Source organism: Pseudoalteromonas sp. P1-9, assembly GCF_001399975.1.
Lineage (GTDB): Bacteria > Pseudomonadota > Gammaproteobacteria > Enterobacterales > Alteromonadaceae > Pseudoalteromonas.
Genome location: NZ_LKBD01000025.1, coordinates 1 through 12,614 on the forward strand (window position 1 = coordinate 1; position 12,614 = coordinate 12,614).

At 41.3% G+C, this 12,614-nt stretch carries 7 protein-coding genes; 3 read left to right on the plus strand and 4 right to left on the minus strand.

The window, feature by feature from the left end; genetic code table 11:
• The first annotated feature begins 209 nt into the window (after positions 1-209).
• Both AN214_RS14600 and AN214_RS14605 read left to right on the plus strand, forming a co-directional pair.
• Entirely contained in the window at positions 210-971 is a 762-nt protein-coding gene (locus tag AN214_RS14600; RefSeq protein WP_268795506.1) for a zinc dependent phospholipase C family protein, read from the plus strand.
• Position 972: 1 nt separating this feature from the next.
• Positions 973-1,371 carry a hypothetical protein gene (locus tag AN214_RS14605; RefSeq protein ID WP_054980400.1) on the plus strand — a complete coding sequence of 133 codons (399 nt, stop codon included), beginning with the start codon at positions 973-975 and terminating at the stop codon, positions 1,369-1,371.
• A gap of 63 nt (positions 1,372-1,434) precedes the next feature.
• On the opposite strand, the gene topA is transcribed toward AN214_RS14605, so the two are convergent.
• Both topA and AN214_RS14615 read right to left on the minus strand, forming a co-directional pair.
• On the minus strand, positions 1,435-4,089 hold the full coding sequence (gene topA, locus AN214_RS14610; protein ID WP_054980401.1) for a type I DNA topoisomerase: 2,655 nt from the start codon (positions 4,087-4,089) through the stop codon (positions 1,435-1,437).
• A gap of 251 nt (positions 4,090-4,340) precedes the next feature.
• Positions 4,341-7,349, minus strand: a complete 3,009-nt coding sequence (locus AN214_RS14615; protein WP_054980402.1) for a hypothetical protein — start codon at positions 7,347-7,349, stop codon at positions 4,341-4,343.
• 167 nt (positions 7,350-7,516) lie between these two features.
• On the opposite strand from AN214_RS14615, the gene AN214_RS14620 reads away from it, so the two are divergent.
• On the plus strand, positions 7,517-8,848 hold the full coding sequence (locus tag AN214_RS14620; protein ID WP_408002965.1) for a dicarboxylate/amino acid:cation symporter: 1,332 nt from the start codon (positions 7,517-7,519) through the stop codon (positions 8,846-8,848).
• A gap of 168 nt (positions 8,849-9,016) precedes the next feature.
• Here the strand turns inward: AN214_RS14620 and sohB are convergent, their stop codons facing one another.
• Together sohB and AN214_RS14630 are read right to left on the minus strand one after the other, a co-directional pair.
• Positions 9,017-10,027 carry a protease SohB gene (gene sohB, locus AN214_RS14625; RefSeq protein WP_054980403.1) on the minus strand — a complete coding sequence of 337 codons (1,011 nt, stop codon included), beginning with the start codon at positions 10,025-10,027 and terminating at the stop codon, positions 9,017-9,019.
• 96 nt (positions 10,028-10,123) lie between these two features.
• On the minus strand, positions 10,124-12,574 hold the full coding sequence (locus tag AN214_RS14630; RefSeq protein ID WP_054980404.1) for a VolA/Pla-1 family phospholipase: 2,451 nt from the start codon (positions 12,572-12,574) through the stop codon (positions 10,124-10,126).
• Positions 12,575-12,614: the final 40 nt, after the last annotated feature.

Sequence of the window (12,614 nt, forward strand, 5' to 3'; positions counted from 1 at the left end):
ATTCTTGTGGATATTTATTTCTCATAACACCTTCCATCTTACTTCATTTTCAAAATAAAAGATGTCTAGTTGCTTAGGGGAAGATCAAACCGGATGGTCTCTTCGTTCTGTACTTGGAGAGGGAGGGCCGAAATATTTGATAAACCTATGGGAAGACTATGCTAACAGTCAAGGCATGTACTCAGATAAAGAATCTGACTCTTCGATAGATGATCATAGATAAAAAGCTACAAAATAAGTGGGCTGAACTTATGCATTACGAGCGCACAGGAGACGTCATTAAAGCCGCTATTGCCTATTGCAAAACCCTAGAGGGGCACGCGCAAGAGAAATCATTTGCTTGGCTGTGTGGCTATATGGCTCACGTTGCCGCAGACATTACTATTCATCCTGTCGTTGAATTAAAGGTGGGGCCGTACGAGCAAAATCAAAAAGCACATAGGGTATGTGAAATGAATCAAGATGCCTTTATTTGGCAACGGCTTAATCTTGGCGAAATTGGCTACGCAGATCGAGTCGAGCTTAATATTGGCTCGTGCACTAATGCAAATAACGAATTGGATGACGATATAAAGCAAATTTGGCGTATTTGTTTAGAACAAACTCACCCTGAATATACAAAAAATGTAGCACCTGATTTTGATGCGTGGCATTCAGGGTTTCAGTTCGTGGTTAATAATGCTGAGGAGAGCCACCGGCTTTTTCCTTGGGCACGACACGTGGGTGTTGACCATGGTCTAACCTATCCAATGTTTGAAGAAGTCGATTTAGATTTCATTACCCAACTTGAAACACCTCAGGGCAAAATGCATTACAACGATGTATTTGATTTAGCGATTGAAAATATCAAATACTACATAACCATTATCGCCAATAGTATTTTTAGTGATACGCCTTGTGATGTTATTTGTAATTGGAATTTAGATACTGGAAAAGACGAAACTAATAAGTTAACAGCATGGGAGCACTAATATGAAACACCTTATTTTAATTATGGGTATGCTCTTTTGCATAGCATGTGCTAACAAGCCGAATGATTATAAAGCCGAGGAAATGGCAGACTTAGCATCACAACTAAAAGATATTGCAGCGGCACTAGACGGCACATTGAAGTTTAGCGACACACATTACACTGACGGCCGACAGTTGCTACAAGACGCAATTAATAATGATGCCAATCGATTAACCCCGTTTAAAAAATACCAGCTTCACGTCATTATTGACGGAAACAACGCGGCGTTACTGCTTTGTGATAACAATACCTTACTAATTGAAGATGCTGGCTGTACTGCACAATCGGATGTGCAGCACTGGCGCCAGCCTATCAATGAATGCAAAACAACTGTAGCGTTAAGCCAAGTATGTAACTAGGCGCTTTAAAAATACTAGACATAAAAAACGCAGCCAGTTGGCTGCGTTTTTTTGATTAGCGAATTATTTTTTGGCTTTCGCTTTAGACTTTGGCTTTGCTTTAGCCTTTGATTCTTCTACCCACTTGCCATCAACAAATTGTGCTGTCCAACCAGTTGCTTTACCCTCAACTTCAGACATTACATATTGTGATTTAGCTTTGCGGCTATAGCGGATAATTGCGTCATTATCATCAGGATCTTTCTCTGGCGCGTCTGCTAAGTAATAAAACTTAGGTGATATACGATCGCGAAAACGTTTTAACTCAGACACTTTAGGTGCTCGCGTTTCACGTGATTTCGGGAACGTTGACGCAGCCATAAAGATACCTGAAGCGCCGTCACGTAACACAAAGTACGCTTCCGACTTTTCACACGGTAACTCAGGTAAGTGTACCGGATCTTCTTTCGGCGGCGCAGCTTCACCATTTTTAAGCAACTTACGGGTATTTTTACATTCCTCGTTAGTACAACCAAAGTATTTACCAAAACGACCCGACTTTAATTGCATTTCAGACTGACACTTGTCGCATTCGATAACAGGGCCGTCGTATCCTTTAATTTTAAAGCTACCACTTTCAATTAAATAGCCATCACAGTCTGGGTTATTACCACACACATGCAATTTTCGCGTTTCGTCAATTAGGTAAGAATCCATTGCTGTTTCGCATTTAGGGCAGCGTTTCATCTGACGAAGCACTTCTGTTTCTTCGTCTTCCACATCTGCGGCGACCGCTTCTTCACCTGGTACCAAATTCATCGTTTGCGTACAACGTTCTTTAGGTGGCAATGCGTAACCAGTACACCCTAAAAAAACACCTGTTGAGGCGGTGCGAATACCCATATTGCGACTACACGTAGGACACGACAAGTCGATTTCAACCACTTGGTTGGTGCGCATGCCGCCTTCATTTTCATCAGAACTGGCTTTATCTAAGTTCGCTGAAAACTCTTGGTAGAACTTATCAAGCACGTGTGTCCACTCGCGCTCGCCTTCTGCGATATCATCTAAACGCTCTTCCATTTTTGCGGTGAAATCGAAATTCATTAAATCGCTAAAGCTTTCAACTAAGCGTTCATTAACAATTTCACCCATTTTTTCTGCAAAGAAGCGACGGTTCTCTACGCGCACGTAACCACGATCTTGAATCGTAGAGATAATTGATGCATACGTAGATGGACGCCCAATTCCACGTTTTTCAAGTTCACGTACCAAGCTGGCTTCACTAAAACGTGCTGGAGGCTTGGTAAAGTGTTGCTTAGGATCAAGTTCAACAAGCTTTAATACATCACCCGTTTTAACCTCAGGCAATGCTTGTTCTTCTTGGTTTTTCTTTTTAACTGACGGCTGAACACGCGTCCAACCATCAAACTTCAGTACTCGACCCTTGGCTTTTAATTCATAGTCATTAGCCGCAAGGGTAATTGTTGTTAAGTCATACTCCGCTGGTGTCATTTGGCATGCCACAAACTGACGCCAAATCAGCTCGTACAGTTTTTTGGCATCAGCCTCTACGCCGTCTAAATGGCCCGACAAAATAGCAACATTAGATGGACGAATTGCTTCGTGCGCCTCTTGCGCACCATCTTTTGACGAATAACGAATTGGCGATGCAGGTAAATATTTATCACCAAACTCATTTTCGATATAGCTTCTACAAGCCTCTACAGCATCATTTGATAGATTTGTTGAGTCAGTACGCATATACGTAATAAAACCAGCCTCATAGAGCCTCTGAGCGAGCATCATGGTCTTTTTAACGCCGTAACCTAAGCGCGTACTCGCCGCCTGCTGCATTGTTGAGGTAATAAATGGCGCTGACGGTTTGCTTTTGCTTGGTTTTTGTTCGGTTGCTGCAACCTTGTATTCTGCTGCTTTTAATTTAGCAACGGCTTCATCTGCATCTGATTTGTTCTTTGGTTCAAACGCTTTGCCTAAATATTTTGCTACTGCAAAACGAATTTGATCTTCATGAGATTTCAGCTCTGCGTGAATATCCCAAAATTCTTCCGGAATGAACGCTTTAATTTCACGTTCACGTTCAACTAATAAACGCACTGCGACCGATTGTACTCGACCCGCTGACAAACCGCGTGCTACTTTCGCCCAAAGTAACGGTGACACCATAAAGCCAACAACACGGTCGAGAAAACGACGCGCTTGCTGCGCGTTAACCATGTCGGTATTTAATTGGCCAGGTTCAGCAAAAGCATTCTGAATTGCGTTTTTAGTGATTTCATTAAATACAACGCGTTTATACTTTGACTCATCGCCACCAATTACCTGCTCAAGGTGCCAAGCAATTGCTTCCCCTTCTCTATCCAAATCGGTTGCGAGATAAACGTAGTCAGCGTCTTTTGCGAGTTTTTGTAATTCAGCAACAACCTTTTCTTTACCAGGAAGCACTTCATAATGTGGTTGCCAGCCTTTATTAGGGTCAATACCCATACGCGCAACTAAATTCGCATAATCTTTTTCTTTGCGATATTTAGCCTTTTCTTCTGGTGACATTTTGCGTACTTCAGCTGGCGATTTAGTAGCGGCTTTGTTCGCTTTACCAGATGTTGGCAGATCACGAATGTGGCCAACACTGGATTTTACGACGAAATCCTTGCCCAAATATTTATTGATTGTTTTCGCCTTGGCTGGTGACTCAACAATAACTAACGACTTACCCATATTTGCCTATTTTTACTTACGCAGTGCGATTTAATTTGTTAACCCATTTAGGGCGCTATTATTAAAGGTATATCGACAAAGTGGCAGCCTGACAAGCATATTTTTCAAAAACTCGCTATTTTTATATGTGTTAGCGTTAAAAACACACGGCTTGATTAAAATTTGACTAGATTGAACTGATAGATTTCTGAAGGAAAATAGATTTAGCGTATAAAAAAAGCGCCTTAGTGGCGCTTTTTAAATCTCAAAGGTTAACCTTCATCAATTATCGTCAAAGGTACCTTTGAAGAGTTACCTTTTGGCGTTAAAAATTTATAGAAAAACTCACCTGAGGTTCTCTTATTTGGTGTACCTTCACGACTTACGGTATGACCACGACGTGATGCTGTTGTCTTGGTTGAATTTGCCAACACATAGTTATCAGCGTCTGTGTCTCCATTTGTCGAACCATATTCAACCGCTGTACCTGCAGGCATTGGGTTGTTATAAATATCACTAAAATAGAATTGGAAGCTTACGCGAGATAAACCAACATCGATTGCTTGATCTGGGTCGGATGTACACTCCCCATTTTCATATACCGCATCAGGTCCATCACAATTCGCTGGAGTGCTGCTATTGTTATCGTCGTCTTCGTGTATGCGAATACGTGAAATATCTGCAAGTTTAATATCACAATAATCCTGATTTTCAGATTGTTCTAACTCGAGAAGTGTGATTGAGTTATTACTTCCATCTTCGAACACCCACGAGCGATCACTTGGAGGAACTACAACTATATCAGAGCAATCTGCTGGAATCGTGCCATTGGTACCGTGAAAACTAGGAATAGGATGAGATTTGCTAATAACATAGCGTCCATATGCAGTGCTTCCTGACATCACAATTTCAATATTACGGCGTAAATCAATTAAGCTTTTACTGCAATCACCATTTGCTTCAGCCTGTTCAGAACACACTAAACCGTTAAATTTACCATTGGCTGCGGTGTATTCACCATCACCATTTAGGTCTACAAATTCCTCAAACTCACCGCCATTGGTGTTGTCTGGTACACAGTTTTCACCCGTACTGCAATCTACATTACCGTCAAATTGGCCGTTTTCGTTATGGTCAACAAATGCTTCAGCTAGATCGTAAGAACTATAAAATTCTCCAGAGTCGAACATGCCGTTTGCATTTCGATCAATGTAATTTTCTTCTCCAGCAGTGGTGGCCAAAATAGTTGCTCGTGCACCAAGCGGTACGCCGTCAGCATTATTGTTAGCATTAACAATACCGTTCAAACACGGTGCCGGTTCGCCAAAAAACGGGTCACAGTTAACACTGTTAGTGTTAGGATTAATTCCATTTATGGTATTGCCCCACTTACTTTCAGTAAATGGTCGTGGGTTTTGACTTTTCCACTGAACGGTACACTGTCCATCTACCGTTTCGCAACGAAGTAGATCTGTAAATTGCTCGCCATCAATTAAACCTACCGCACCACCTTCGGCACGTAAATACACTGCGGTACCGTCTGGCACAAAGTTACCAAAGTGGTCAGCCATATAGACTGTTAGGTCACTAGTTTCACCGTCAGATGATAACGCTTCAACTGAAAAGGTTTCAGCAGCTAAACTAAAGCTATCATTATCAGGTAAACCTGACGTGATTGTTAACAAATCAGATACCGTCATAATTTGCGCATCTAATTCAACCAAAGACAGGTCACCAGTTGGGCAACCTTCTGCACTTGAATCTGCTTGGCAAGCATCATAATGCTCTTTCCAGCATGTAACGTCGTCAGTTGGATAAGAATCTGGAATTTGATTATCAGGGATAAAACACGCATATACGCGCACACTCATCGGTACTTTACCCGAAGTAATTGTTACTTGCGAAATACCATCACTATCAGTATTGATTGATGTACGGTTAAGTGATACGCCACCGTTATACGAATTTAACTTAAAATCTAGACGGCTATTTGCCACAGGCTCATTTAGTTCGTTTTTCAGTCTAAATGAAACATTACTCGATTCTGTGCGGTCTTTACCACCTGTACCTTTAAGTGCGATTACCGTTTGACTTGAATCAACAAACTCAATAGAAGCTACCTCTGCAGCCGATAATGGCAACGTTGTACTGATTGACTTACCGTTTACAAATGCGGTGATGATGTCGCTATCGTTACCCTTACAGCCTAGTGAACGATAAGTGGCAGACGCCTTACCGCCAATACTCGTGGCTAGCGTATCTATTTTAGCACCATCATTTTGGCTACACGCCGAGCTAAACTCTACATCAAGCGGCACATTTAATGGTGAGCCATCAGTATCAATTATATCTACTGTAATAACAGTAGTCGCGCCAGCCGCAAGTGGCACATAATCACCTGAATTATCAGATTTAAGATTCAAACCATTATTAATTGCCAGCGAGAACTCAGCTACACCTACACTAACTGCTTTTGTTTTAGACACGTCACGAGCAGAAACAGTAATTTCACCCGCTTCATTTTTAGTGCCAGGTTCAAATGTAAGTAAAGCAATGCCGAAATTATCCGTAACCTGCGAGCCCGACTCCGGTAGTAATTTACCAACAGTGCTCTCTGCATTAATTAGAATTCCTTCAAACCCCTCCCCCGAATTCGCGTTTAATACTTCAACGAAAACGGTCCCGATTTGATTTGATGAAATATCACGTGATAAAACGGTACAGCCTGTACTTGGATCTAATGGGTTAAGCTTAACTAAGTCTCTATCACTTTCCCAACCATCGTTACACCCGGTTAGAAGCTTAACGTCGATAGTCGTATCTGCTGTTTCGACTGATGCGTCATCGCCTGATGAAAAAAAGTATCCAACACTGCTGACGTCAGAGCCGCCCAAAGTTGCAGTAACGGCTCCTGCACCTTTAAATTCACCAGCACTAAGTCGAATTGTTGCAACTCCATCAGCATCTAATCTTTGGGTGCCAGTATCAGATAATACATTTCCTGTATATTCGGTAGTAAAAGCGACAATGCCTTCAGTAACAGCAACGCCATCGTTTTTGACAGTAACAGTGACGATACCCTGATTAGCCTTAGTTATTGGGTTAGATTCAGTTAGTGGGTTACCATTTTCATCAGAAACTAGAATATCTAATGTGATAACGCCATCAGTGCCGCTACCAGGGTTGTCACCATCATCAGGTGATTTTAAACTACCACCACCACCGCAACCTGTTAGCACAATGCTAAAAAGTAAAGCGTATAGTAATCGGATTGAAGGCATAACTTCTCCCTTGCATTAAAATTATAATTAGAGTTATTCAGTCTATATTAAACTAATAATCCAACAAAAATCATAGCATTTTTAAAAAAACTTACCGTATTTCCTTTAAATTTTTATGTTCACTGGTAGGCTATGCAGAAAATCACAATAAATATACATACTAAATTATGACATCCACTATTTCACAACCTAAAGGTTTGGGGTTAACAGGCAAGATCCTCATCGGTATGGTTTTAGGTATTATCACCGGCTTTTTGTTCAAAGCGCTAATGGGCGAATCAGGTGATTTCACGCTAACCGCGGGTGAGTTTACGTTTTCGTTTAAAGGATTTTTTGTTGACGGTATTTTTCATATTGGCGGTCAAATATTCGTTAATAGTTTAAAGATGTTAGTCGTACCTTTAGTATTTATCTCGCTTGTTTGTGGTACGTGTAGCTTAAGTGACCCTAAAAAATTAGGCCGCTTAGGTGGTAAATCGATTGGTTTGTACCTTCTTACAACTGCCATTGCGATTACCATTGCAATGACGCTAGCGCTTGTAATCAACCCGGGTGAAGGCATTAATATGCCAAGCTCATCTACGTTTGATGCAAAACAAGCCCCGACACTTGTTGATGTCATTATTAACATGTTTCCAACCAATCCAATTAACGCAATGTCTAGCGGGAATATGCTACAAGTAATTGTGTTTGCACTGTTATTTGGTATTGCAATGGCACTTAGCGGTGACGCGGGAAAACGTTTAACAGCAGTGTTTGAAGATTTAAATACAATTATTTTAAAGCTAGTTACTATTTTAATGAATATTGCACCATACGGTGTGTTCTTTTTAATGGCTAAGTTATTTAGCTATATTGAAGGCGACTTAATCCTCAAGCTTATCTTTTATTTCGGCACCGTTTTACTTGCGCTATTTATTCATGCATTGATTGTTTACCCAGTACTGCTTAAAACATTTACAGGATTGAACCCGCAAATATTCCTAAACAAGGTAAAAGAGTTATCTATTTTTGCGTTTAGTACGTCAAGTTCAAGTGCAACTATGCCTGTAACGCTAGAAACAGCGACTAAAAAGCTAGGTGCCGATAACAAAGTTGCTTCTTTCACTGTACCCTTAGGTGCAACCATTAACATGGACGGCACCGCAATTATGCAAGGTGTTGCCACGGTATTTATCGCACAGGTGTTTACTGTCGATTTAAGCTTTACCGATTACTTAATGGTTATCTTAACTGCAACACTTGCCTCTGTTGGCACTGCGGGTGTACCAGGTGTTGGATTGATTATGCTTGCAATGGTTCTTAATCAAGTGGGTTTACCTGTTGAAGGTATCGCCATTATTATTGGTGTCGATCGCTTGTTAGATATGACTCGCACCGCTGTTAACGTAACTGGAGATTGCATGGTTACGTGTATCGTTGCCAAATCTGAAGGCGAATTTGATGATGCGGTATTTAACGATAGCAATGCCGGTAAAGAGTTTGAAAATATACGCTAAGCGTTAGCGTATATTAAAAAGCCGCTAAAATTAGCGGCTTTTTTGTTGCAAGTGCTTAATTAACCTGAACCCAGATTAAGAAGTTAACTAAACATTTGAAATATATGAGCTATGTTGCTTCATACTTTTTAGCTTGATAGTTTTTGTATCCCAAGCTCAGGTTAATTATTAATGATATAGCTCTTTGCTTTTTGATAATAATTTAGCAATTACATTGTCAATAATTCCTGTTACGCCTAACCCGAGTTTATCTGATAAGCCTTTTTTGGTTTTATAGGTTATCTCAAGCAATTCGAATTGCTCATTTAACGCTAGCAATAAATCGTCACTTGTCTGGATCTCATCAACTAATCCTAACTTGTGTGCATCTGTACCAAACCAAGTTTCACCTGTCGCCACTTTTTCTACATTTAGGTTTGGCCTAGCAGATTGAACATGTTCGCGAAACAATTCATGAATTTGCTCTAGTTCTTGCTTAAATTTTTCACGGCCAATGTCATTATTTTCACCGAACATTGTTAGCGTACGTTTAAATTCACCGGCGGTAATTTGCTCGAACTCTACGTGATTTTTCTTTAGAAATTTATTGAAATTTGGTAACTGCGCAATGACACCTATGCTGCCAACCATAGCAAACGGGGCACACACAAATTTATCTGATACGCAGGCCATCATATAACCACCACTTGCTGCAATTTTGTCTACACTTACAATAAGTTCAAGGTTTGCCTGTTTAAGGCGTGCTAATTGCGATGCCGCAAGCCCATAACCATGCACTACGCCACCACCGCTTTCAAGCTTAAGGACGACTTTATCACTTGGCTTTGCGACCTGAATAATCGCCGTCACTTCATTTCGCAATGACTCGACTTCCTTCGCATCAACGCCGCCCTTAAAAGTCAGTACAAACACTTTGTTTAGGTTTTCGCTTGCAGTCTCTTTAGATGCTTTTTTTTCGCTCTTCTCAAAATCTTTAAAGGCATTTTTATCAAGCGTTACGCTTAATAGCGCTTTCTTTTGTTGATCTAACTTTTCGCTTAAGCTTTCAATCGCTAATTCACCTTTACTTGCTTTAGGTTTACTTGAAGCCCCCACAATCAATACAACAATAATGGCAAACGCTACTACAAATGTGACTGTTTTTGCGAGAAATAATCCGTATTCGTATAAAAATTCCAAACTTTAACTCCGTAATTAATGTTTTGCGTACTCTAATTAAAATCGAGGCAAAAAAAAAGCCGCACTAATGAGCGCGGCTTGATATTGTGTTTAATATTATTCAGTTACAACAGTGGTATTTGTAACTTGTAGCATTAAGCCTCTGCTCGCTAAGAACGAGGCAATCTGGCTTTGCATTTCAGCATTAGCAGCTGCAGCATCCGCTGCCGTAACACCATATGCAGGCGCAGGCGTTAGTACTGAGCCATGGTGGCCTTTGGTAAACTTAACTAAGTAACTATTAGGCGTCTCAGTCATTTGTGACGTCGCTACTGGCGTAAGACCCATTAGCATGCCTGATGGCACAGTGCCTGATACAGGGTTAATTGTTGAATATGGTGGAATAACCGTATCTGCTGGGTTACCCGCCCCGTCACCAATTACGACGTTTTGATAGATAGCTGTACCCTGAGAAACAACTTTACTTGCTAAAGAATTAGAGTCAGCTGCATCAACTGCGGTTTGAATTGCGAAAGCGAATTGACTAATCGTACCTGAAATATTCGCTAATTTTTCTGTTTCTTCAGCCTGGGCAAGCATAGTTGTATACGCAACAAATGCACAACCAGCAAATTCACTTTGTGAGCCCGCATAGTCAGCACATGCGGCCTTACCCTCATCAGAACTCATAAATGCAATAAATTCAGCTGATTCAGCTGTGCCCGCTCCTGCCAATACGGAACCTTTAATTACGTTACCAAACGCGTTCGATTCAAGTAAAAAGCCAGCTAAACCACCGCTACCACTTGCAAGTGCTGCTGTGTTTACCTTGAATAGTGGGTCGATTAGAGCTGCTGTTTCTGGGCCTACTAAAGGAGCAACTGACTCATTTGCAGCAGCTAAGAAACCTGGTGCAACCACAGCACCAAGAGAGTGACCAACAAAGCTTACGTCTGTCGGATTGATGCCTTGAAGGTTTGTCGCCGCTAGTGATAAGCGTAAACCGAGTAAGTCAGCCATTGATTGACGTAAATTATCACGCGCCACTAAGCTTGACGACAAATTCATATAATGAAGTACATTACCGTCATCACCCGAAGCAAGAAAATCAACTGTGCCGTCATCATTAGCGTCGATACCACGCTCACCGTGTAATGGGTGGTCAATTGCAACCGTTACAAAACCTTGTAATGTAAGCGCTGCTGTAATCGCTAACATACTTTCTTTTGTACTAGTAATACCGTGTTGTAACATAACAACCGGCCAACCTGTTGCAGGCATAGCTAGTGCTGGCATGCCAAGCTGTGCACGTACTGCATTAATGACCGTTAAGTCTTCTGCTGGCGTTGTAACTTGAACTGGTACATTAGCATAGCTTTGAGGATACGGTAGCGGGTTATATTTAGTTAAGTGACGCTGCTCATCTAAACCTAGATCACGCAGTAACCCATTCGATGCGTTAAAGCAAATTGTGTCTTTACCTTCTGCAGGTTGTTCCGGAATATAGCCTCCATTTGCTACGAAACCAGCAAGCGTTGCCGCGCCATCACATAACGCTTTCCAGTATGTGTCGTTTAACGCAGAATCATCTGTGCCCTGCGGTTTTCTTAAGTAGTGTGGTAATACAACCGAACCACGCTCATACTTGATTTGATCAAAAACTGGCGAAGGCGGCTGCGCGCCTTGAGAGCGGAACAATACGTCACCTACAGTCATACCAGTAGATGGCCCCATCATAAGTTGTGGCATGTTTTGTTTTGTAGCGGCACTCATTGCATACATATTTTTAACCATACTCATTACCGAGCCAGCTGATTGAATGCTCATTGCGCCAGTATAGATAATATCGTCTTTGGTCAAAGAACCTGATTGAGTAACGATATTTTCATAGCTATTAATTACGCCTTGTAGCGCTTTTTGTTCATCAGTTACCAGTGGTAATGATTCAATGTCGAGTTTAACTAAACCGTAAGTTTCTGAAGGTTCAAATGACTCACCGCTCGTATCACGTAGTGCTTTTGTCACAACGTTAATATATGCAGAGCCTTGATTAAATGGTTTAAGCGGAACAATCGCGATATTGTTGCCGCTAGCTTGTGCAACAAAATCAACACCAAATGTTAGCTCTTTAACGTACTTACATGCTAAACCCGCTTGTACTTGCGCACATTCTGTGTCAGTAATGCTTGCGCCCATTACAACTTCAAACAAACGCACTGAATCACCATTAACAGTGCTAGTATCCAGCACTAAACCTGCAGGTACATCTAATGCAATTTGATAAGGTGATTGCGTTGACCAACCATCAAGGGCGCCTAAAGCCGTTTGTGGGTCAGCATAATTAATTTCTTCGGCGGCTTCGCCTGGCATATTTAATGTGCCGTCAGTTGTTCCTAAAAACAGTAGATCATTTGGCACTGACACGACGCCGTTTGACGGATCAAATGCGACAGTAGCTGCAGTCCTTGCAGGCGCGATTACTTCTGACTCATTTTTAACATCTTCTAAGCTCTCACCACAGCCGTATAACGCTGTAGTAATCGCCAATGTGAGTAGCACTTTTTTCATTTTATTGCTCCAAACCCGATCTTTTTTATTGTGTGTATTT